We start from the raw sequence: 23,573 nt of genomic DNA, 5'->3' as shown, positions 1-23,573 counted from the left end.
GTATTTTGACATGCTTATTGTATCTATCAAAGTTTCATCCTACTTAACAGTAGGGAAACTAAACAAAACCTCCTATATCCACATGAGTGTTTAAAGTATACTATATCGACTAACGATTTCATGGATGGAAGGTGATAATATGTCAAATACAGAGGGTAATAAATATAAATGGACTGAATTTTTCAGGTTAATTCACTTTACGAATCCGAGATATCTTCTTTTTATAGTTACTTGTATTGTTGGATCTATTGGTGCTGTAATTTCAACATTTATTCCGAACACATTAAGAATTATAGTAGATTCATATACTCAAACGGACAGCCTAGAAACAAGTGCACTAGCAATATTAGCATTATTATTTATTACTGGTGCAATTACTAGAGCCTTTTCCGGTTATTTATTAAGTGTTGTCGGATTAAATATAGTTGCTAATTTAAGGTCATTATTATGGAATAAGGTTGTGACGTTACCAACTGATTTCTTTGATATTAATCAGTCAGGAGACATAGCGAGTAGGATAGTGAATGATACTAATGTTATATATAGTTTAGTGAGTAATTCTTTTTCAAAGTTTATTAACTCCATATTTATCATAATATTTTGTAGTTTCTGGTTATTTTATTACGATTGGCAATTAACATTAGTAATTGCTCTCTCTGTACCAATATTTCTAATTTTTTTTGTACCATTGGGCAAGATTTTATCTAAAATCTCTAAAAGGATGCAAGAATCGACCGCAACTCTTAATGTAAATGCACATGAAATGATTACAGAGAATAAATTAGTTAAATCATTTACGGCTGAAAACTATCAAATAGACAAGGGTAAGAAAAGTATTGCAGCATTAAAAAGTATAGGTATAAAACAATCAAAATGGTCTTCTATTATAGATCCAGTAGTGAATTTAATTATGATGTTTATAATTGTTTCAATCGTTGGATATGGTGGGGTTAAATTATCCACCGGTGATTTGTCAGCGGGAACGTTTATTGCTTTTTTAACATTGTTATTTTATATAATGGGACCTATTTTGAGTTTCGGATCTTTTTTTTCTCAACTACAGAATACTAAAGGAGCTACAGAAAGGATTTCTCAGCTACTCAATGAAGTTAGTGAAGAATTGGATAAAGGGCTGGTCTTAGATATTGGTAATAAGGATATAGAGATAAAAAATTTATCTTTTAAGTACACAACCACAGATAATTCTTCTTTTTGTTTGAATAATATTAACCTAATTATTGAGGGAGGCAAGACATACGCTTTGGTAGGCCCAAGCGGTAGTGGAAAAACTACACTAATATCCTTATTGGAAAGGTATTATAAACCGACTAACGGCTCTATATATTTCGATGGGGTAAATATTGAAAATTACTCTTTATCATCATGGCGTATGCAGATTGGTTATGTGTCACAGGAACATAGCCTAATTACTGGGTCTGTAAAAGATAATATAGTCTTTGGCCTTGATGAAAATACAATTAGTGAGTTAAAAATAATTGAAGCCTGTAAGATGGCTTATGTTTGGGATTTAATAAAAAAATTACCTAACGGAATAAATACACATATTGGAGAGAAAGGATTTAATCTATCTGGGGGGGAAAGACAAAGAATAGCAATTGCCAGAATGTTTTTGAAAGATCCTCAAATAATATTATTGGATGAAGCAACTTCACATTTAGATAGTCAATCGGAAGAAAAAGTTCAAGCTGCTATGAATGAATTAATAAAGGGAAGAACAACCATTATAATTGCACATAGATTATCAAGCATTAAGGATTTAGAAAAAATAATCTTCATTGAAAACGGTAAAATAACTGGGCTGGGTACACATTTAGAATTGCAAAGTAATCACGAATTATATAATCAGTTTTGTGAACATCAATTGATATGAATTAACTAGTGTGAAATGGAAACCTTATTTGATAACGGGCAGGAGCAAGTGTAATCAAATATAGTAAATTTAAAACGCGCCCTCCTAAATCTTTCTATCTCAGGAGGGCGCTTCGAGTTTACAACTTAATTTTATTTTAAAACTGGAAGTTCCATAATGACTATCAAACCTTTTTGATCCACATCGCTTGAAAGAATGAGGCGACCGTGATGCGCCTGTATGATCCTTTCCACCATCGGAAGTCCTAAACCACCGTGCCCTTGTTGAACAGTCTGCTTTCTTTTTGATGAATAAGGCAACTCGGTAATTTTCTTTAATTGCTCCTTAGGAATTCCCCGCCCATTATCTCTTACGATAAAGTAATATTGAGAGGAGTCTTCGGATAGAAAAGTTTCCAAGACGATTTTGCAGCCCTGAGGGTTATGGCGCACACTATTACGGACAAGATTATTGATTGCCCGAAGCAATAATTTTTCGTCCCCATTGATTTTAACTGCTTCGTCAGCTAGGTTCAGCTCAATGTCATACCGGTCATCTAATCCGTTATTTAAAAAATCCGCAACAACCTGTCTTGCCAAAACCGATAATCGGATACTCTTCCATTGCAAAGGCTGCATTTCATATTCTAGCATCGAGACCAGATTCAAGTCGTTTATAAGTGAGCGTAGCTTCTCCCCCTGCCGTCTAATGATACCGGCCTCATACCTCTGTTCCTTCGGCAACTCTGAATTATCCTCCATTTCACTTGCGTAGCCTAGTATCATCGAGAGTGGCGTCCGGATATCATGAGAAATTCCGGCAATCCAGTTGGATCGAGCTTCATCCCTTGACTTTAATGCCGTTGTTTTTTTCTGAAGTATAACCGATGCGGAATTAATGCTGCGGGCCAAATCACCGAATATACCTTTGGAATCCATTTGTACTTCTTCTTCCCTAGCAATACTGTGGATTCCCGCCACAAGAGGTCGTATCCTTTTAATTAGGCGTGAGCCAATTACGACAGAGATTAGTAGTGCAAGTACCACATTAAATAGCAGCAACAATACTAGACGTTGAGGCAGCGATTCTACCCAGTTGGAATGAGAATCAATTTGATACTTCCAGTGACTATTCTTAGGATATCCCAGCACAACAATGCCATTTTTATGCTCCCAAACATAAACCGGGTACTCCTCAAGGTAATAACGGGAAAACTTAGCTACCTCGACTAGATTGTATGATCTCGGAACATCATTAGGCAAATGATAGTCCCATTCCACATGACCATCATCCGTTACAAGCATTGCCCAAGTCTTATTTTGCTGAAGAAGATTGGCGGTATTCTCATCCAAACGATAGTTGTCGCCCTGTTTGTTAAGCCCTTGGGCCACTTGCTTAACTACACCTTCCGGAGACGGGTTCGGGTTATTATTGTTGAACACTAGCACGCCCAGTAGTACGAAATTAAAAATAAGTAAAAATATTGAAATCAAGATAGTTGCGGTGACAAACTGGCGTAATATCCGAGTAATTCCTTCCACTCAGCGTATCTCCTTTACCAGCAGTTTATACCCCAACCCTTTGGCGGTTAGAAGATAGATGGGTTTAGAGGGATTGGGCTCGACTTTTTCGCGCAACCGCCTAATATGGACCATCAACGTATTTTCATACCCGTAGCTGTCATCTCCCCATACAGCCAAGCATAGGGCATCGTTTGTGACAATGCGGTTACGATTCTCGTATAATTTCACAAGGATGGCATGCTCCTTTGCAGTTAATGGCAGTTCTTTATGATTCTTATGCACGACTGCGCTATCTAGATCAATAGTCTGTTCTTCCAGTCGAAAGACATAATGATCGTCCGTCATAGGAGATGAGTAGACACGTTTTAGAATTGCCATAAGTCGTAATGATAGCTCGCGTGGTAGGAAAGGCTTCACAACGTAATCATCTGCCCCCAGACCCAGCCCGAGCAATCGGTCTTCATCTTCGCCGCGGGCAGAGAGAAAAAGAACCGGTGTGTCCGAAAATTGTTTGATGGAAGAAAGAAGCGAGAACCCGTCTCCATCGGGCAACATAATATCAAGAATTGCAATATCTGGTTTGTTTGTGCGGCAGATTGACAAAGCTGAATCACAGTCTGCAGCCGTGTAAATGCGGAAAAAGCCCTCTTTTCTTAAAAACCTTTCTATCATTATTCTGATTTCCGATTCATCGTCTACAACTAATATTTTCTTCTCTTTTAAGTTCTCCATGCTCATCACCTAATTTTATTATACATGAACAAGAGGAATTATTTATCCATAAAAACACCATTTTACTTTTTGGCAGAAAATGTGGTTAGACAACATTTAATAGGGATGGTTATTTTTGTCGATTATATCACGTTCTTAACTTTATATAAGCGGACTTCCTCTTCCTTTGTAAGATCCCTATTGTTGATAATGTTCTTGAACCGCGTCAGGCATTTCCTCAAAGGTAACTTCTTCCCAGTGTGTTATACCCCTAATCAATGCGTGGTACAGCTGGATATAAGCACCTTCTCTCAATTGCTTTCCAGCTGAAAAACTAAGATTTTTTTCTTCCCCTTTCTCATCATAGGCAGTTAATTCATAGTTATAACGTCCGCTCTCACCTTGACTTCCGGCTCCAGTTATCTCTGTATAGTAAATAGTTTTTCCAGCGGGATTTTCAGGTTCAAGCTTATCCGGATTGTAGAAGATCATCGACAAGCATACCCCAGCTACGATGATTAACCCTGGTATCAGTAATATCTTTTTCACCATACATTCCTCCTAAGCATAATCAGGATGAAACAACATCTTTGCTTTTTAATCGACGAATAGATAACGATGCAAAGATAATAACGAAAACCATATTGATTACCCAAAATTGAATGTTCTGTGCGTGTGTTAACTTATCTTGAGACAGCACACCCATCCCAATGGTTAACAGCGAAAACGGGAAAAAGATGCCTAACTTAGCAATATACATGGCAAGACCAACAAACACCCCGCACAGACTAATTCCGATAGGTGTAGCAAAGCTGCGAATCCGAAGCGACAGTCCCAATTGCAAAGCGATAATGGACAGAGATGCATACCATCCCCTTAAAGTCCACCCTATAGTCTCTACAGGGAAAGGACCGGTTAAAGAGAGCAGGGTACCTGCAATCCAGTAGAGTCCCATGAACAATGCTTGAACGAATAAGATTAAAATACTAACAACAATTAATTTGGCCAGATACACACTTGCCACCGAAACAGGAGAGGACATAGTCATATTCCAATTCTGGTTTAGATGTTCTAACCTGCAAATATAGGCACAGCAGATGGCAATCAGTATGGGCAGGAAAAACTCCCCGTAAAATAGGCTGACCTGGCTCCATAGGCTATACCAGCCATTTTGTAGGGCATTTTGATTAAAATAATAATTCGCACATCCAATCAGCAAGCTTAAAATAGGAAGCACGGCGAGTACTAGACCAATTTTGGAATGCCGTAATTTTAGCAATTCTGCGGAAATACTTCGTTTCATTACATTTCCTCCTAGTCAGATTTCCTTTAGGGTAATATGGATTCTTCCAGCAACATAGAATATCACGGTCATAATAAGCGCGGCCACTACGAGACCAGAGCCTACCGTCTGTGTTATATAGGAACTCGAATGCTCGTCGTACAGAAAAGTAACCGGGCTGAGATCCATATAATAAGACCAGATGAAAATATGTCTGACAGCAGCTGGGAATAGCCCAATGGTCATTCCTATGAATCCACCTAACATGCCCAGGCATAGCGCAAAAGCTTGGTTTTTAATGGCTAGAGAAATCCATTGCTGAAGTGCGGTAACAGCGAGAGTAGTCAGAAGGGTGCCTCCAATGAACTGAATCAGTAATTCGAAAGGGGGCGCTCCAGGAAATCCTTTTATCAGCCCGAACACGACCATAAGTAAGGTTTGTGCAAGGATGCTATAAAGCAGCAGGCTATTAGCGCATATATACTTGGCTGAGTAAATTTGACCGCGCCCCACATTGGTGGTAACAAGCATTTTCCAGGTTGACCCCTTATGCTCCATATCGCAAATCCGAGAAACAATGATGGCCGAAAGAATTGGAATAAAAAGTCCATTCATGGAGGCTATAGTGTGAATGACAGATTCCCAGATGGCTTGGTCTGGGTTACTAGCAATAGACCGGTTGATGGATATGAAGGCCCATAGCATCTCGACACCAAGAAATAGCATAATCATGATCCATATTTTTTTGCGGCGAATTTTGAAATATTCCAGGCCTAATGTTTTAATCACAAGCTCCGCTCCTTTCCTGTCAGTTCTAAGAAAATATCCTCCAGACTTTTTTTCTGCTCTTCGATCCGGGTGACAGGAATGTTGTTTTCAACAAGTAATTTATTCATTTCCGCCACATTCGCATCCCCAAGATTGTTGAACCCTAGCCGGCTCTCGCTTTGAGCTGGACTGTAGCCTTGAGTGAGAAGCAATTGTTCCGCTTTGGGATTGTCACCGGTTTTTAGATAGATGGTGGTACTTCCTTTTTCTCGAAGACTTGTCATACTGCCTTGGAATAACAAACTTCCTTCACTGATAATGCCTACTGAGGTAGCTAACTGATCAACTTCAGACAGCAGGTGGCTGGAGAGCAAAACAGTTATTCCATAGCGTGCAGGTAGTGATTTAATGAGCTCCCTGATTTCACCAATACCTGCTGGATCAAGGCCATTTGTCGGCTCATCGAGGATCAACAGTTTGGGGAAGGCGAGAAGTGCCATTGCGATCCCCAACCGTTGCTTCATTCCTAGCGAATATTGGTCAGCTTTTTTGTTTTTCTGGTTTTCTAGCCTTACGATACGAAGCGCCTCATCTACGTTTTTATCTGGCACATTGCGTAGACGCTGCATGATCTTCATATTTTCTAGCCCTGTCAGGTGCCCGTAGTAGGAGGGAGATTCAATGAGTGATCCAGTACGTTGTAGAATAGATAGTCGGTGTTTATTCAGGCTTTCTCCGAATATTTTAACTGTCCCTTCAGAAGGCTTAATGAGTCCGAGCAACATTTTTAGTGTCGTTGTTTTCCCCGCCCCGTTTGGACCCAGAAACCCGTAGATTTCTCCTTCCTGAACACGGAGATCTACTTTATTAACAGGATTAAGACCGCTATATGTTTTGGATAATTTTTGAGTTTGAACTATAGCCGAAGTCGTCATTTGAAACGTCATCTCCATTCATGTCTTTTTTAGAGAATTCTATCTCTATTTCAACTGTAATGAACCCGCCTTTCCCCAGTCTGAAGAGAACCTTACAATAACCTTAAAAAGGTTTGAATCTGTGTTATGAAAATTTGCATATAGGGTCGCGCCAACAAGAAGCACTGATTAAAAAATAAAAAACATGTATGAATAAGAAAATAACTATCCAGAATCTATGTATTTAGCATTTCATTTGTCTACTCATAATGGAAAAGATAAACAGAAACAATGAATGGAACAAGTCTCTTCAAAAAAATATAGAGTATTCAGTCAAACAAATTACTTTCCATTATTGGGATTTTATATTAATATAGTCTGTCGGTGGTTTTAATAGGTCTCCTATATAGAGCTGGTTTAGAGGAATTGGAGGAACGACTGATGTCTGATCGTAATAAAGGAATTTGGTTATTATTGGTTTCTGCATTGGGTTTTTCGCTTATGGGGGCTTTTGTGAAGCTTTCCGGGGATTTGCCGACGATGCAGAAGGCGTTTTTTCGTAATATTATAGCGGCTATTATAACATTAGGCTTTGTACTGCACCATAAAGAGCGGATTTTTGGGAAAAAGGAAAATCAGAAACTACTGTTGTACCGTTCCGCCCTTGGAGCGGTTGGAATCGTCCTGAATTTTTATGCGATTGATCATCTTGTATTGTCAGATGCGGAAATGCTCAACAAACTCAGCCCGTTTATTCTCATTATATTTTCGGCGGTTTTTTTGAAAGAAAGCGCCCGGCGGTATCAGATTTTTGCGGTGCTTATTGCTTTTGCCGGTACTTTATTCATTATTCAGCCGGAATTTTCTGTGGAAGTTTTTCCTTATATAGTCGGGGTGCTTGGGGCTGTGTTCGCAGCAGGGGCCTATACCCTTCTTCGTGTTCTCGGCAGCCGGGAAAAGCATTATACCGTGGTCTTTTATTTTTCGTTCTTTACAACGCTTGTTCTTCTGCCGTTCACGATTATGTTTTATGAACCTATGAGCTGGCAGCAATGGGCATTACTGCTTTTGGCCGGGGTTTGTGCGACGGTCGGTCAATTTGGTATTACGCTTGCTTACAAGTTTGCCCCGGCGAGCGAGATTTCCATTTTCTTTTATTCCACCGTTGTTTACTCGGCGCTGCTGAGCATTATACTGTTCGGCCAGATTCCAACATTACTCAGCGTTGCAGGCTACGTTATCATATTTGGGGCATCCTTCTACATGTTCCTGAAAAATAACGGAATGGATAAGTCAGAAGCAGCAAGAAAGGCGAGTTAAAAAAAAACTATCCTGAATATCATTCATATGATGTTTGGGATAGTTTTTAATTTATGTTGCACCCTGTGCATTTTTTATAGTTCGACGTGGTTAATTTTAAATCATTACAGTATCCTGCCATTTTTGAAATCCATAAATCAAAATTGCGATCACCGTAGTTAATAAATAAACCCCAACAGAATTAATATTTATTAACTTGTAAATACCTAAATGTTCATACCATTTACTTATCCCAAAAGAAAGAAAACCATCGATAATAAGGTTAGTTAACAAATAAAACAGAAAATGGTGATAGGTAAAATACAGGATGATAATGGTACCAACAAAAAACAAGCCATAAACAAAAGGTGTGGTATTTGTAAGCAAGATAATATTTTCTTCTATCTCCCACCAATTAAATTTATCTGCAACTTGGAAAACAAAGGTTAGAATGAGCGCGCCAAACAATGCTGCCGGGATAAACTTTTTAACATCCGTTTTATTTAAGGGGATAAGTGCAAACCAAGGAATAATAAAGGTGGACCATAAAAGCAATTGATTGAACAAAAAAATCTCCGTCCTTTTAACAGTCTTTTCTTTTTTCATTTATTTTTTTATCATGCCCAATAAGTAAACCTACAATCAGCTAAATTGATGAGACATAATGTCTTTAATAACCCAAGATTTGAAGATTCTTATATCGTTTTCGGAGTAGTGGGGGAGAAGAAAACGAGGAACTGCGGAAGTCTTTGACAGGAATCTGTTTGGCTCAAAAAAGGGCGAGTCTGTCCGTTCCAGCGCTGTTTAGATATTACGGGTTGGGGGAGTGTGAAGAAATAAAGTGTGTCTGTAACGAGAATTTGAAATGGAACGAAGAAACCGGGACCAGTACCGAAGGACGCTGGCAATTAGATTTTTATGCGTTTCGTACGCTATATAAATAGATCAAAGAGGCGTGGCAATCGATTTGTAAGGCGTGTTGTCAGGATTTTGAGAAACAAAAAAGGGCAGCAGGTTGCTAAATACCGCTACAGGTTCCTAAAACGCCGGAAAAAACTAACCCAAATCCAATCAAACTTAAAATAGATACATGAAGTATCGACGGAAGTAAACAGTCCACGGAACGATTACAAAGAGCTGGTAAATCCACTTTAATTTTTATAGAACTTGCTTTTTTCGAATTGAACGGTATAGTATTTAAAGAAAACGCAAACATGGGTTAGGAACTCACCCTTATACCACAGGAAAGCTGATGTGATCTGTGTCGGCGAAGAATTAACACGGCAAGCTTATTCTTGCCGTGTTAAAAGAGCGGTCATTGCATTGGAATCAATCGGCTGCAGCAATTGCACTACATCCTCTGGATCTTGGTTAGCCGGATCCATCCATTGTTGATGGTGTTTTTTATGGAGTATGACAGGCATTCGATTATGGATTTCTGACATAAAGTCATTCGCCTGTGTCGTTATGATCGTGCAGCTGAATATATTCTGATCGTTTTCATCTCTCCACTTTTCCCACAGCCCTGCAAATTCAAAAACATCTTGTTCTTTCAAATAAATACGATACGGTTGCTTTTTACCGTCGACCTTTTTCCACTCATAAAAGGAGTCGGCCGGAATAATACAACGGCGTTTTTTCAACGCATGCTTAAAACTTCCTTTTTCAGCAACTGTTTCAGCGCGTGCATTAATCATTTTGTACCCGATGTTTTTGTCATTCGCCCAAAATGGTATTAATCCCCAGCGCAATTTACCCATACGGTTATTTTCTCCATCATTAATTACGGCAAGTATGTTCTGAGAAGGGGCGATGTTGTAGCTTGCTTTATAATCCTCTAAGTTTATCTCCTCCACGTCTAACTGCTCTTGAATTTTCTCCAGATTCACTGTCAAGGTAAAACGGCCGCACATAACGTATCCTCCGATCAAGATTAGTTTCTACCATTATAGTCTATTCTGGATATCAGTAATCTGATCAAATGGGATACAATTCATGTCGTCCTCGCAACTCTTGACGTAAAATTTCTTAGTAGTAAGGAAAAAGATCCGGAACATATTCGCCTGGATCCTTTCTATTGTCCCTTGACAGTCTTTTTAATGATTCCTTGTCACAAGTGTGCCGCGAGGACTCCATTTAAAACAATTTATGTTTGTCTAGATAAAACGAAAAAAGGGCAGACCACTATAACGATCTGCCGTATAAATACTGAGGTTATTATATTTAGTAACCTCCTCCGCCAAAACCACCAAAGCCGCCACTAGTGTAACTAGTGCCAACAATTATTAAAAGGATAAATAGAACAACGAGTAAAGCAAAATTTGATCCATATCCACCTGCGCTCATTAGAAAACCCCCTTTTAGTTAAGTTAAGGTCATTGTATGTAAACAATAAAGTTTTGCGTTAGTCACCGGTCTCGATTACATTGGGAGGAACAAAAGATACGGGTAACGGATTAAGAGAAGCGGGGATTACGGCGATAATCTGGAACGGTTGTGGCAACATGATGAACGTAATTAAAACGCACGTATAAAGGGGAGGAAGGCTTATAAGCTCTTCCTCCTTTTAAAATAGGCGGTAACGCTTGCTTAACAGGTACATAGTCACAGTACTTAACACCAAGGCGATGCCAACGTTAATGGCTGTGACAAGGATATTCCACCAGAGGAAATCTGAGATGACAAACAGATGAAAAGCTGTTCCATAACCTGGTGCAAGAACCGGTGTGAAAATTAAGACTGTTGAGAATTGAAGAACCAAATAGAAGATGCCTGTCAAAACCAAAAAAAACAAAGGTCCCTTTAATGAAAAAACTCGTTTTGATTGATGCTTGGCTTCTTTAATATTCATTTTAGTGACTGCCTGTTCTTCTCGTGTGACAGCTGTATCCATAAAATGTAGTGCAAAGTGTTCTGGTGTACCGAGAATTTCTTTGAAGTCCTCATTGTTCAGTCGTGCTTCATGAATATGTTCAACTAACTGTTCTTTTGCATCTTCCCGGTACGAGGATTTCACTTCACTTGATTTGAGTATGTCCATAATCTCATTAACATATCGTCTTTCGTATGGCAGTAATTCCTCTTTCATTTTTTAATTATCCTCCTTAAGATCCTTAGCATGATAAGTCATTAGGGAGTCTATGTCATGTTGAAGAGCGTACCATTCTTGCATTTCATTTTTTAAAAATGCAATTCCCTTTTCGTTTATCTCATAATAGATACGGGGTCTTTCATCTTCAGCGAACTCTTTTCTTACATTGACAAGTTGTTTTTCTTTAATCCTCGTAAGGATGGGGTAGATGCTGCCTACTCCTTTCAATTTAATATTGAATTTCTCAAGTTCTTTCATAATTTCATAACCGTAACTGCGTTTTTTATAAAGAATACTGAGTACACAAACCTCTAAACTGCCTTTGATTGCTGTCATTCTGTCCATAGCTGTATAGTACCACGAATATATATTTCAATCAAATATATATTTTTTTAAAAAATATAATTGTATTAAGTAATGCCCCTCATGTAAAATGTTTACATTGATTAAAATATTTCTGAAAGAAGGGGAAATATGAATTGGATCAAGGGATTGTTGAGGAGGAAGTTTATTGTCGTCTACGCCACCATTGGAATGATTGTTGTAAGTATGATGTTCATGGACACATTGGAAAATCAGTTTTATCCAGAGGTAACTTATGACACGGTGACGGTCTCAGCTGAAGCTTCCAATGTACCTGCTTCAGATATGGAAGAAAATGTAACATACCCTATTGAAGAGGCGCTTTCAAATGTAGAAGGCATTCAAGGATATGAATCTGTTTCAACTGATGACTTAAGCTCTATTACAGTTACCCTTCAAGAAGAGGTTGGGGATGAAGCTTATGAGCAGCTAAAGAATGCGGTAGGCGAAGTGGAAGGAAGTATCTCGACTGTTCATGATATAGAAATTTCTCGTAATACATCTGCACAGCGCTATGAATTTTATATGGATATACATGATGGAGATATAGGAACCATGACTACTTTTGCAGAAACGACGTTAAAACCGCGATTGGAATCTCTCCAGGAAGTTAAAGAAGTGAGAGTGGTTGGTCAAATGGAAAGGACCGTCATGGTTCAACTAGAGCCTGAACAGATGAATCAGGCGGGTGTAACGTATGATGAAGTAGAGAATGTGTTACAGCAGCAAAATGACAATGTTTCGATTGGTCGGTCCAATGAAGAAGATACCCCTGTATTAACATGGAATTCAAGTTTACAAGATATGGAGGAAATAGAAAATCTTTTTATTCCTGCTGAGAACGGTGTTGTGCTTCTAAGCACCATTGCAGATATTAAGGTGGAAGAAAGCAGAAATAATCAAGAACTATGGCGTGATGGAGATAACAATTATGTGTGGGTGTCTGTAGGTAGAACAAATGAAGCCACGCAAGCGGAGTTGACTCAAGCTGTCAGATCTGAATTAAAAGTAATTGAACAAGAAGGAAATATAGATGGGTTTGTATTGGATGAAACAATCGTTCAATCAGAGTTTGTAGAAAATTCCATTGGCAATTTGCAAACAAATGTCCTGATTGGAGGTTTCCTAGTTGTTCTTGTCCTCTTTTTGTTTCTGAGAAATGTGGCAGCAACGGTCATTATGGCTATCTCTATCCCTGTGACGGTTCTCATGACGTTTTTGCTGATGGCTTTGTTTGATTTTAGTATCAACTTAATCAGCTTGCTTGGTATTGGAATTGGATTAGGTATGGTTGTTGACTCTTCTATCGTCATTATGGAGTCCATCTATAAGAAAAAGGAAAGAGGACTTGATGATAGGGAAGCGACCATACAAGGGACTAAAGAAGTTTTTACTCCAGTCATTGCTTCAACCCTCACAACGATTATGGTTTTTTTACCTATCGGCCTCATCAGCGGACAGGTGGGGGAGTTTGCAAAGGTAATTGCCGCGGTTATTGTCTTTAGTCAGCTCTCTGCACTCATTATGTGCTTTACGTTTATTCCTGTTATGTCTGAAAAATGGTTGAAAGTCAAACAAAAAAAGGAATCTTCTAAGCCATCTGCCTTTTTTGCAAAGATCGATCGCTACATTGACTGGATGGGTCAAAAGACAAGGAGAAAAGTGGGAATCGTGCTGCTGTTTTTTCTGGTATTTCTAGCCTCTCTGTCTTTGACATTTTTTACGCCTGTCACTGTCTTACCTGATTTTTATGACCGTCAAGCCGAATTTTATGTTGGTCTTGAACAACAAACAACCCCTGAAGATCGTGAGAGGGTAGCGGAAAGCATGTCTCAATTCCTTTCGGAAACGGAAGATATTGAAGGGTACAACATCCGTAACTTTGGACAAAACCAAATGTATTTTTATGTCAAGATGACGCCTGAAGAAGAAGCAACGGTTTCACAAAACGAAATAAATTCAGTAATTCATGACGAGTTACAAGAGATGTCTAAAGATCACCCTATTACTGCTTCTGGATCTGTGACATATCCCATTCAAATATCAATTAAGGGTGATGATTTGGATGAACTTCGGGGGTTGGCAGATGGTTTGGATGCTGAATTGGCTGATATTTCTGGGATACAAGGTATTACTAGTACTTTTGAAAACAGTCGTGATGAACAACGGATTGTTGTTGATCGTTCAAATGCCGCTATGGATGGGTTGACTCCTACGGATATTAAAGACGAATTAACCCTTTTGTCCACAATAAGAGAAACGGGCACCATCAAGGCAGAAGGCTTTTCAATACCTGTTATGCTGTCTTATGGAAAAGAAATTCAAGACGCTACTTCCCTTGAAGAAGTCGAAATCAACACAAATAATGGGGAAAAGCCGCTAAGTGATTACATTACATTCGAAGAAGCACTTTCGCCAAATGAGATATCCCATGAAGATGGAGAAAGAGTCATTCAACTACTTGGGGATGTGGATGGTCGAGACCTCAGTGAGGTTAGTGACGATATTTATCAAGTTGTTAACAATTATATGGTTGAACCAGGGTACTCCGTAGAAGTTGGTGGACAAATTGCCGATCAGGAGACAACTTCACACGAAATGTATCTAGTGTTACTATCAGCGATACTCCTTGTCTTTGCGATTATGTCTATCCAGTTTAATAGCTTGATCCACCCGTTCGTTGTCATGAGTGTGATTCCGTTAACACTCACTGGGGTATTAGCTGGTCTATTTATTACTCAAACAGATCTTAACCTGCTCTCAGCAATGGGAATGTTGATCTTGATCGGAATTGTCGTAAATAATGGAATTTTGCTTATCGACCGAATGAAACAGCTTCGCATTGCTGGAATGGAACGATATGATGCGATGAAAAAAGCGTGTAAGGAAAGGTACCGGCCTATCTTTATCACGTTTATTACTACGGTTTCGGCAACGATTCCATTGGCGATTACAACAGGTCACGCTGGACAGTATCAACAGCCGATGGCCATTGCGCTTATTTTTGGTCTTTCATTCTCCATGTTTATTACGTTAATGTTTTTACCTGTTACTTATGTTTTATTTGAAGATATCGCACAAAAAATGAAGGATCGGTTTTACAAAAGATAAAATTAATTTAACTTAAATGCTGTAACGCGCCACCTTGGTTTAAAAAACGAATGTGAATTACATTAATAAATTTATTATCCAAATAAAAATAATACTGAACAAGAAGCCATGTTTATCAATCTTTTGAAAATGGCTTCTTTTTATTTGGAAAAAATATGGTCTTGCAAGTTGTTTTTGATCAAACTTTTTTCAAAGCTATAGGCATAAGCAAAATTTCCTTTCTTTTCAAATAAAATGGTTGCATGATACTTCAGGGGTGTATATAATGTATATAAAGTACATATACATTATACAAAAATGACGAAGAAGGGGTTAGCATGCAAATAATTATCTCCAACAGTTCAAAGGAGCCGATATATGAACAAATTACCAATCAAATTAAATCATCTATCTTAGCAGGTGATCTGCAGGAGGGAACAGCACTACCTTCCATACGTCAGCTGGCAAAGGATTTACAAATTAGTGTTATAACGACGAAACGCGCCTATGAGGAATTGGAGAAGGCGGACTTTATCTATTCCATTGTCGGAAAAGGTTCTTTTGTCGCAGAACAAAATTTGGAGGTCATTAGAGAGAAGAAGCTGAAGGTCATTGAGGAACAGCTGAGTGCGGTTATAACAAATAGCAGAGAAATAGGACTGTCACTTGATGAACTTCAACAATTATTGAAGATTTTATATGAGGAGTGAAATAAATGGAGAATGTGATTGAATTAAAAAATGTAACGAAAAAATTCAAAGGTTTTTCCATTAAAAATATAGATTTACAAGTTAAGCAAGGGTTTATAACAGGATTCATTGGAGCAAATGGTGCCGGCAAGTCGACAATGATAAAAATGATGATGAATCTATTAAAACCAGAGACTGGTGAAGTTAAGATTTTCGGGTTGGACTACAAGACACATGAAAAGGCAATCAAGGAGCGCATTGGTTTTGTATATGATGGCAATGTATTTTTTGAAGGGATGAACTTAAAAGATATAAAGCGCATAGTGGGACCAGCCTATAAACACTGGGATGATGACCTGTTTTATCAATACGTTGAACAATTCGAATTACCACTTAATAAAGCGATGAAAACTTTTTCTAAAGGGATGCAAATGAAGGCTTCCTTAGCTATAGCACTGTCCCATCACGCAGAGCTGATCATTATGGATGAGCCCACAGCAGGTTTAGACCCTATTTTTAGAAGAGAGCTGCTGGATATCTTACAAGAATTAATGATCGATGGTAGTCGCACCATTTTTTTCTCTACCCATGTTACAACCGACTTAAATCGTATCGCAGATTATATTGCTCTTATACAGAGTGGGGAACTAGTATTTAATCAGTCCATTCATGACATAGCTGAAAACTATGCCCTCGTTAAAGGAGGAACGGAACTCCTGGATAGAGACACAGAAAAGGACTTTGTTCATGTTCATCGTGGACCAACAGGTTTTGAGGCATTAACGGATAATGTAAAAGCAGTGAAAGATACTTTCGGAGATACAGTTTTTATTGAACGGGCTTCTCTGGAAGATATTATGTATTATTTGAAAGGAGGCCTCCAGTATGTTTAATTTAATCAGACGTGACGTCATACTACAGAAAAGGTTGTTATTAACCTTTATTCCTTTTATCGCATTCTTTATCATCATGGACGCACATCCAGCTTTGACTTTTCTGGTTGCCAGTATTTTTATGCCCATTAATGCTTTTGCTTACGATGAAAAAGCAGAGACGAATATTTTGTTGAATTCCTTACCTTACACACGTAAGGAAGTTATCGCTTCACGCTATCTTGGTGCCATCGTTTATATGGTCTCAGCCATTGGAGTGACAAGTTTGGCATTTTTTGTTTTCAATAAACCTTTTGCGATTACTGATATTGCAATTGCCAGTGGCTTATTCTTAGTATTTTCCGCGCTTACCTTCCCATTATTTTATATATTTAAACGAGGCTATGTTTCACCAGTTGTTCTCTTTAGCTTTCTCTTTTTAGCATTGATAAGGAAACCTGTGGTATCGTTTATATCTGAACACTTAACAGTAATAAATAATTTTGTTGCCAGTTTATCTATCACGACTTTATATGCGGGAGCGGCAGTTGTTATTATGACATTCTATGCTGTTTCTTGGGGAATAACCACTATCATTTATCAACGAAAAGTATTCTAATTGCTGCTCTTTACAAAAGCTGAAAAATTAAAATGTGGAAAGAAGTCGGTATTAGGTTGACTTTTTTCGACTATATTCCGTGCTATACGTTACGCTTCTGTTAATCTCGGAGAACTGCTTTTTCATTGGCTGAACGTAGAACATGCTATGCATTCGAGTTTCACGCAACTTTGTCTATCTTTTTCATATTATTTGACGAAGGTATTTTTAACTCTTTTAGATACGAAAAAATAAGGTACCCAAATGGCACAACCTATTATTGCTCCTAAAAGGGAAGAATACAAGGCGGTTTTTAGTTCGTTCATTTCATAATAAGGAATAGATGTTAACACGTTATAGGTAGCAAAAGCTAAAATTGTCTCAATAATGAAGTGGCTTAACAGAAATATTATCATTAGTGGGGGAAATATCTTTTTTTTCATAGACAGTAGTATTAATAGAACAATAATGAATACGATCAAAATGATGTTAAAAATCAATTCAAAAATGATAAGAGGTCCATTAAGTGGATGGTATAATAATCCATCAGGCTGTGATATTTCTTGCCACGTTTCAGGAATCAAAATAGTTATCCCATCAGTAATGGCTATAAAGAATGAGTATATTAGACCAATGCCTAAGACTATAATTACTATTATTAACCAACCACCAATTCCTTTCACCTCACTCTTTGTCGCAGCAACTTCTCCATCTTTAGAGGATTCTATTTCATCATCTTTACGTTTCTTTGAAGAATTAATAACCTTAAAAACGATATATCCTATTAATGAAATAAACGGAAAAAGATAAAAAATCTCATGTAACGATGTAAGGTAATCTACTAAGAAATACCCGCCTATAAACGAGACTAGAATGTATACGTAATTCATAATCCCACTCCTTTCAACAAATGTTATAGTACTACACATAAATTATAAAAAAAGAATTTTTTGGATGAAATTATATGTACCTTTTATCATGTAATTTTAAAGTAATAAAGTTTTTGGATAATATAGGTCCATCATCTCGGAACTTTTGTCGGATTTACAAGGTTTGTGTGGAAGGATAGAATCAGTTTTGGATAATTTTTCATGATCGTACCGTTATTTACATAACAAATAAAAACAAAAATGGTACACATATGTTTAGGGGGAATAGTGATGAAAAAGTTAAAGTGGGTTTTAGCAGCATGCGCTTGTACATGGGTATTAGCCGCTTGCGGGGAAGATGAAACAGAAGAGAATGCAGGGGCAGAGCAGGCTGAAGAAACAGAGGAAACAGAGGAATCTGATTCTGAAAATGAAACCAATGAAGAGGAAGAAGAAGCTCCGGAAGAAGAGTTGTCTGTTGATGAGATTATTACGAAGTCGACTGATGCGATGGACGACATGAATAGTTATCACATGGAAGGGAATATGGAACAAACGATCACAGCTGGGGAAGAAGAAATTCCAATGGATTTCGAAGTATCTTCGGATATAAGTGAAGATCCATACAAGATTTATCAAGACGTAAATGCTCCAAATCCAATGGGAGTTGGAAGAATGAGCATGGAACAATATGTAGATGAAGATGGAACATTTTATATGTATATGGCTGAAGAGGATCAATGGTTAAAAGCTGGGGCAGACTATACAGGAATAGACCAATTAACACAAACGACGGAAGTGTCAACGGAAGAACAGTTGGAATTAATGAAACAGAGCGCAGAAAACATTTCAGTGGAAGAGGAAGAAGATCGTTACGTGTTGAGCGTAGACGGTTCTGGAGATGATTTGTTAGAGATAGGAAAAGAGTTTGCAACAATGGGAACAAACACGGAGGCACAAGCAAGCGAAGTCGAGCAAATGATGGATGCCATGAATATTGAAACGTTGGATTATGTATTATCTATAAACAAAGACACTTTCTTTACGGAAGACATGAGCATCGACATTGACATGGATGTGGAAGAAGGAGGAGAGACAATGAGCTTCTCTCAATCTGCTTCCTTTACCCTTTCTCAATTTAATGACATTGATGATATAGAAATTCCTCAAGAGGCGATTGATAATGCTATTGACATGAGTGAATTAGAAGAGGATATGGGAACGCTCGAATAAGCAACTATAATATAGTACTTTGTAAAGATGTGTAGAATGAGTGAGGCGCAATCATGAAGAGATTGCGTCTTTTTTCATGAAATAGGAGGAAGGCCTAGGGAATCTAGATTCATTGTGCGACTATAAAAACGAGAATAGTAAATAGCTATAGGTGGTTTCTGTCGATTGTTTTCACTCATTGTTCTACAAACTCACTTGCGGTGCTTTACTCATAGAAACTTCTTCAAGAGTACTTCTCCCGATCTGTACTTGGAGTGAAACAAAGTGTTGCACTAAACTTTTTACAAATGAAGGTAACGTTTGATATAGTACATATATGTTTAAATTTGCAACGAAGGAGGATGGCATGAAAGTTCTTGCTATAGCTCCATATCCAGGACTAAAAGAGTTGTTATCAGATATAGGTAGCGAACAACCATTTGAATTAAGAGTTGAAACAGGGGATTTGAACGCTGGTTTACAGTATGCCCAAGAGGCTGAAAAGAACGGCACTGATGTGATAGTAAGCCGTGGGGGGACAGCCGAACTTATTCAAGAAAAGGTTTCTATACCTGTCATTGATATAGAAGTATCTGGGTATGATATGCTACGGGTTATAACACTTATTAAAGATTTTCCAGGAAAAGCAGCTATTGTAGGGTTTTCAGCAATAGCGGAAGGAGCTTCTGCTGTATGTTCTTTAGTAGATATTGAGGTAAAGACAATAACGATTACAGAAGCTGATGAGGTCTATTCAAAGTTAGAAAGTTTACAGCGTAGTGGTTATCAGGTAATAGTAGGAGATGTTATTACTGTAAAGATTGCCGAGGAGCTTGGGTTAAACGGCATATTACTTACTTCCGGTAAAGAAAGCGTTATCAAAGCATTTAATGAAGCACGTAAATCTTTTAATATTATAGAAAATATGAGAATACAATACGGAATTAGTGATGCTGTATTGCGCAACATGCAACAATATGTCTTAGTATTGGATCAGGATCAAAAGACAATTTATTGCAATGGCCAACAAGCTAATTACTTAAAAGAAATGATTATGAATTATTTTAAGGATTTTGACAACGCTGTTGAACAAGTGAGCGATACTCCATTATTACACTTTTTTTGTGAAAAAGATGGCTTTATCTGGGGTATACAAGCTGAGGGTATTCTGAATAATCAACTTATTGTTTTCTTTATAAACAAAGAGGATAAGTTAAAAGCTATCAATGGTTTAAATATAAAAATAAATCAGCACAGAGTAACAGGTCCATCCACTGTTTTAAAAGGCAGACTTTCAGAAAACTATAAAATGAATAATATGTATGCAAAGGCTCTTCGTTTTACAAAAACAGATAAAAATATCTTAATTGAAGGAGAACGCGGTACGGGGAAAGAGAGGACCGCTGAGCTTATTCACTTAAGTAGTGAAAGACATCAAGAGCCATTTGTTATGGTAGATTGTGAAATGATTAACGAAGAAGATTTAGAATATATTATGAGTTTGTCTTCTTCAAAACTTTTTCCTTTTGTCAATGGAGGTACTTTTTTTCTAAAAAACATTCATTTGCTACCTATTGCTGCTCAAAAAAATCTAATGACAGGGGTAGAAGCATATTCAAATATGCATATAATATCTTCAGCAAGTAAAGAACTTAGCTCTTTAGTTCAAGATGCATTTTTGAGTTCTTTATATGAAAAAGTAGCTGAATTAAGAATATTTATACCTCCTTTAAGAGAACGCAAAGAAGACATTGAAAGTTTAATAAGCCTATTTATTAATGAGTGTAATATACGGTATGGTAAGCAGATTTCGGGCGTTAGAGAAGAAAGTCTATCAATGTTGCAGCACCCAAATTGGTATGGAAATATATCTGAATTATATAAGGTTATTGAAGAGGCCGTTCTTATTTCCGACAATTCTTATTTGGAAGAAGAAGATATTAACGAGGCTCTATTATATGACTGGGAGAAAAAAGAGATTAATCTATCGGGGACATTGAGTGAAATTGAAACAAGAATTATTGAAGAGGTACTAGAACAAGAAAATTTTAACCACTCGCAAACAGCGAAACGATTAGGAATTAACCGGACTACCTTATGGAGAAAGTTAAAACAAAAAAACAATAATGAATAACCTCCGACTTTTAAGGTCGGGGGTTTTTGTTTGTGTCTTCCCAGAATATATGTTGCAAAATTAAACGTAATTCAAATGTGGTAATAATATTTTTGTTTAATTTTTAGAAAAGGGTTGCAATATAAAACTTTATATCTTATATTGAAGTTACATTGATTTTGAAAGCGGAAACAATGTTTAATTTAGAAACATATTTAAGGGAAGGAGGGAAATAGATGCTTAAAGGAATTGTACCAGCGTTATTAACCCCTATGACTGCTGATGATGAAATCAATGAAAAATCTACTCGTGAACTAGTCAATCATTTAATTGAAGCTGGTGTACATGGGATTTTTGCATTAGGAACCAATGGCGAATTCCATACGTTGACTAAAGAGGAAAAATTAAAGGTTGCGACTATAGTAAAAGAAGAAATTAACGGAAGAGTACCTTTAGCTGTAGGAACAGGTGGTAATAGCACTAGTGAAGTGATTGAATTATCGCAGGAGATGGAAAAGATTGGGGTCGATGTATTATCCATTATTACTCCATATTTTGATCCTATATCTCAAGACGAATTAATAGATCATTATAGAAATATTGCTGGTGCAACGAACTTGCCTATCATTTTATATAATATGCCTTCTCGAACAGGTGTATCTTTGCAACCAGACACAGTTGCTACTCTTTCTAAAATTGACAATATCGTCGGAATAAAAGATAGTAGTGGAAATTTTGACAATATACTTAAATATATTGAAAACACAGATGACAATTTTTCCGTTCTATCTGGCAGCGACTCGTTAATTCTTTGGACTTTGATTGCTGGAGGAAATGGGGCTGTAGCTGCTACTGCTAATGTTTTCCCAGAAATAGGGGTTTCTATTTATAACTCTTGGAAGGAAGGTCACATAAAAAAGGCCCAAACGTTTCAAGAAAAGCTACGAACGATTAGAAATGCATCTCAATTAGCTACCGTGCCAGCTGTATATAAAAAAGCAGTAGAATTAAAAGGGATCGCTATAGGTCCACCTCGTCCGCCGGTCAAAGAAGTATCAGCAGACCTAGCAGAAAAGATTCAGGATATACTTAACCAAGACTCAAATAAATAAATCAGAAAGAAAGGAGTAAAGTCGACTATGCAAAATATTTATCAATTTCAAACGGCAGACCTTATTGTGTCTGGCAAAGACTCAGCGGATAAAATGATGGATTATGTCCCTCGTATTAAAAAAAATGTGAGTTCCGTTCTTGTTTTAACGCAACCCGGGATTAAGGATTTGGGCTTACTAGACGGAATTTATAAGCAATTAGACCATGAAACGATTAGTGTGACGACTATTACAGATGTACTTCCAGAGCCTACAGAAGATAATATAGAGGAAATGTACAGAGATATTAAAGACAAAGCATACGATATCATTATCGGTGTAGGCGGTGGAAGTGTATTAGACGCAGCTAAAGTTTTGTCTGTATTAAAAACGAACGATCAAACGGTTAGAGATATGCTAGGAACTAATTTAATAGAACAGCCGGGAATACCTACCATTTTAGTGCCAACTACCGCTGGAACAGGTTCTGAGGTTACACCGAATGCTATCGTGACTTTCCCGGATGAAGAACTAAAAATTGGTATGGTCAGCCCTTATCTATTGCCTGATTTAGTAATATTAGATCCGATGTTGACATTAGGTCTGCCAAAACCTATCACCGCTTCAACGGGAATGGATGCATTTACTCATTCGCTAGAATCGTTTATCTCAAATAAATCTAATTATTTAAGTGATACATTTGCTTTAGATTCGATACGATTGATAAACGATAGCATTGTAGAATCCTATAAAAATGGTAACAACGTGGACGCTAGAGAAAAAATGATAGTAGGTTCTATGTATGGAGGAATGGCTTTAACAAGTGCAGGTACAGCAGCAGTTCATGCCCTAGCTTATCCATTAGGAGGAAAATTCAAAATAGCTCACGGTGTTGCCAATGCTATGTTGTTACCGCACGTAATGGAATTTAATTTAGATGCTGTAACGGAAAGGTTATCTATCGTCGCAAAAGCAATAAAAATTTCTGACGATAACGAAAAAGAGCAGGACGCATCTGAAAAATTAATTGAAAAAATTAAAGAATGGACAAAAATATTAGATATCCCACAAGATTTAAATGAATACGGAGTCACAGAAGATGACATTGAAGACCTTGCTGTAGCAGCTTCTAAAATCACCAGATTACTAGATAATAATCCGAAAGAATTATCAATTGAGGATATGAAAAATATTTATCGTCGATTACTTGGATAAGGT

The 23,573-nt window shown here is 37.5% G+C and carries 22 protein-coding genes; 10 read left to right on the top strand and 12 right to left on the bottom strand.

Annotated elements, in window-relative coordinates; all coding sequences use genetic code 11:
• Nucleotides 1–139: 139 nt before the first annotated feature.
• A complete protein-coding gene (locus tag J2S78_RS14045; protein ID WP_306899544.1) occupies nucleotides 140–1,891 on the top strand; it encodes an ABC transporter ATP-binding protein in 1,752 nt (583 codons plus the stop codon).
• A gap of 131 nt (nucleotides 1,892–2,022) precedes the next feature.
• Here the strand turns inward: J2S78_RS14045 and J2S78_RS14040 are convergent, their stop codons facing one another.
• The 6 genes from J2S78_RS14040 to J2S78_RS14015 all read right to left on the bottom strand — a co-directional run bounded on the left by J2S78_RS14040 (nucleotide 2,023) and on the right by J2S78_RS14015 (nucleotide 7,089).
• Nucleotides 2,023–3,411, bottom strand: coding sequence for a sensor histidine kinase (locus J2S78_RS14040; protein WP_306899542.1), 1,389 nt, complete (start codon nucleotides 3,409–3,411; stop codon nucleotides 2,023–2,025).
• A complete protein-coding gene (locus J2S78_RS14035; protein WP_306899540.1) occupies nucleotides 3,412–4,125 on the bottom strand; it encodes a response regulator transcription factor in 714 nt (237 codons plus the stop codon).
• A gap of 177 nt (nucleotides 4,126–4,302) precedes the next feature.
• On the bottom strand, nucleotides 4,303–4,653 hold the full coding sequence (locus J2S78_RS14030; RefSeq protein ID WP_306899620.1) for a YxeA family protein: 351 nt from the start codon (nucleotides 4,651–4,653) through the stop codon (nucleotides 4,303–4,305).
• Between the two features lie 22 nt (nucleotides 4,654–4,675).
• The gene (locus J2S78_RS14025; RefSeq protein WP_306899538.1) at nucleotides 4,676–5,407 is read right to left on the bottom strand and encodes an ABC transporter permease; all 732 of its coding nucleotides are present in this window, start codon (nucleotides 5,405–5,407) and stop codon (nucleotides 4,676–4,678) included.
• 15 nt (nucleotides 5,408–5,422) lie between these two features.
• Nucleotides 5,423–6,175, bottom strand: a complete 753-nt coding sequence (locus tag J2S78_RS14020) for an ABC transporter permease (protein ID WP_306899536.1) — start codon at nucleotides 6,173–6,175, stop codon at nucleotides 5,423–5,425.
• Nucleotides 6,172–7,089: an ABC transporter ATP-binding protein gene (locus tag J2S78_RS14015; RefSeq protein ID WP_306899534.1), complete on the bottom strand. Its 918-nt coding sequence runs from the start codon at nucleotides 7,087–7,089 to the stop codon at nucleotides 6,172–6,174. The genes J2S78_RS14020 and J2S78_RS14015 overlap by 4 nt, the downstream gene beginning before the upstream one ends.
• Nucleotides 7,090–7,509: 420 nt before the next feature.
• Between J2S78_RS14015 and J2S78_RS14010 the strand changes: the two genes are divergently transcribed.
• Complete coding sequence (locus J2S78_RS14010; protein WP_306899532.1) at nucleotides 7,510–8,388, top strand: DMT family transporter; 879 nt, start codon at nucleotides 7,510–7,512, stop codon at nucleotides 8,386–8,388.
• Nucleotides 8,389–8,484: 96 nt separating this feature from the next.
• Here the strand turns inward: J2S78_RS14010 and J2S78_RS14005 are convergent, their stop codons facing one another.
• From J2S78_RS14005 to J2S78_RS13985, 5 genes are all read right to left on the bottom strand, one after another.
• Nucleotides 8,485–8,934, bottom strand: coding sequence for a hypothetical protein (locus tag J2S78_RS14005; protein WP_306899530.1), 450 nt, complete (start codon nucleotides 8,932–8,934; stop codon nucleotides 8,485–8,487).
• 722 nt (nucleotides 8,935–9,656) lie between these two features.
• Nucleotides 9,657–10,280 (bottom strand): SOS response-associated peptidase, encoded by a 624-nt coding sequence (locus J2S78_RS14000; protein WP_306899529.1) that lies wholly within the window; start codon nucleotides 10,278–10,280, stop codon nucleotides 9,657–9,659.
• Between the two features lie 310 nt (nucleotides 10,281–10,590).
• A complete protein-coding gene (locus J2S78_RS13995) occupies nucleotides 10,591–10,713 on the bottom strand; it encodes a YjcZ family sporulation protein (protein WP_306899528.1) in 123 nt (40 codons plus the stop codon).
• Between the two features lie 220 nt (nucleotides 10,714–10,933).
• Nucleotides 10,934–11,455 (bottom strand): hypothetical protein, encoded by a 522-nt coding sequence (locus tag J2S78_RS13990; protein ID WP_125561260.1) that lies wholly within the window; start codon nucleotides 11,453–11,455, stop codon nucleotides 10,934–10,936.
• 3 nt (nucleotides 11,456–11,458) lie between these two features.
• Nucleotides 11,459–11,803, bottom strand: coding sequence for a PadR family transcriptional regulator (locus J2S78_RS13985; RefSeq protein ID WP_125561262.1), 345 nt, complete (start codon nucleotides 11,801–11,803; stop codon nucleotides 11,459–11,461).
• A 129-nt stretch (nucleotides 11,804–11,932) separates the two neighbouring features.
• Between J2S78_RS13985 and J2S78_RS13980 the strand changes: the two genes are divergently transcribed.
• The 4 genes from J2S78_RS13980 (at nucleotide 11,933) to J2S78_RS13965 (ending at nucleotide 17,091) form a co-directional block, all read left to right on the top strand.
• The gene (locus J2S78_RS13980; RefSeq protein WP_306899524.1) at nucleotides 11,933–14,932 is read left to right on the top strand and encodes an efflux RND transporter permease subunit; all 3,000 of its coding nucleotides are present in this window, start codon (nucleotides 11,933–11,935) and stop codon (nucleotides 14,930–14,932) included.
• A 317-nt stretch (nucleotides 14,933–15,249) separates the two neighbouring features.
• Nucleotides 15,250–15,621, top strand: a complete 372-nt coding sequence (locus J2S78_RS13975; RefSeq protein ID WP_125561266.1) for a GntR family transcriptional regulator — start codon at nucleotides 15,250–15,252, stop codon at nucleotides 15,619–15,621.
• A 5-nt stretch (nucleotides 15,622–15,626) separates the two neighbouring features.
• The gene (locus J2S78_RS13970; protein WP_306899521.1) at nucleotides 15,627–16,493 is read left to right on the top strand and encodes an ABC transporter ATP-binding protein; all 867 of its coding nucleotides are present in this window, start codon (nucleotides 15,627–15,629) and stop codon (nucleotides 16,491–16,493) included.
• Nucleotides 16,486–17,091, top strand: coding sequence for an ABC-2 transporter permease (locus J2S78_RS13965; protein WP_306899519.1), 606 nt, complete (start codon nucleotides 16,486–16,488; stop codon nucleotides 17,089–17,091). Before J2S78_RS13970 ends, J2S78_RS13965 begins: the two co-directional genes overlap by 8 nt.
• Nucleotides 17,092–17,279: 188 nt before the next feature.
• Here J2S78_RS13965 and J2S78_RS13960 read toward each other — a convergent pair whose 3' ends face one another.
• Entirely contained in the window at nucleotides 17,280–17,960 is a 681-nt protein-coding gene (locus J2S78_RS13960) for a DUF2569 family protein (protein ID WP_306899518.1), read from the bottom strand.
• Between the two features lie 270 nt (nucleotides 17,961–18,230).
• Between J2S78_RS13960 and J2S78_RS13955 the strand changes: the two genes are divergently transcribed.
• The 4 genes from J2S78_RS13955 to J2S78_RS13940 all read left to right on the top strand — a co-directional run bounded on the left by J2S78_RS13955 (nucleotide 18,231) and on the right by J2S78_RS13940 (nucleotide 23,570).
• Nucleotides 18,231–19,172, top strand: a complete 942-nt coding sequence (locus tag J2S78_RS13955) for a DUF6612 family protein (RefSeq protein WP_306899516.1) — start codon at nucleotides 18,231–18,233, stop codon at nucleotides 19,170–19,172.
• Nucleotides 19,173–19,518: 346 nt separating this feature from the next.
• Nucleotides 19,519–21,285, top strand: coding sequence for a sigma-54-dependent Fis family transcriptional regulator (locus tag J2S78_RS13950; protein WP_306899515.1), 1,767 nt, complete (start codon nucleotides 19,519–19,521; stop codon nucleotides 21,283–21,285).
• Nucleotides 21,286–21,500: 215 nt separating this feature from the next.
• Nucleotides 21,501–22,376 carry a 4-hydroxy-tetrahydrodipicolinate synthase gene (gene dapA, locus J2S78_RS13945; protein ID WP_306899513.1) on the top strand — a complete coding sequence of 292 codons (876 nt, stop codon included), beginning with the start codon at nucleotides 21,501–21,503 and terminating at the stop codon, nucleotides 22,374–22,376.
• A gap of 27 nt (nucleotides 22,377–22,403) precedes the next feature.
• On the top strand, nucleotides 22,404–23,570 hold the full coding sequence (locus tag J2S78_RS13940; RefSeq protein WP_306899511.1) for an iron-containing alcohol dehydrogenase: 1,167 nt from the start codon (nucleotides 22,404–22,406) through the stop codon (nucleotides 23,568–23,570).
• Nucleotides 23,571–23,573 lie beyond the last annotated feature (3 nt).

Source organism: Salibacterium salarium (assembly GCF_030813635.1).
Classification (GTDB): domain Bacteria; phylum Bacillota; class Bacilli; order Bacillales; family Marinococcaceae; genus Salibacterium; species Salibacterium salarium.
The sequence above is the reverse complement of the archived record's forward strand: the minus strand, read 5'-3'. Positions and strand labels throughout refer to the sequence as shown.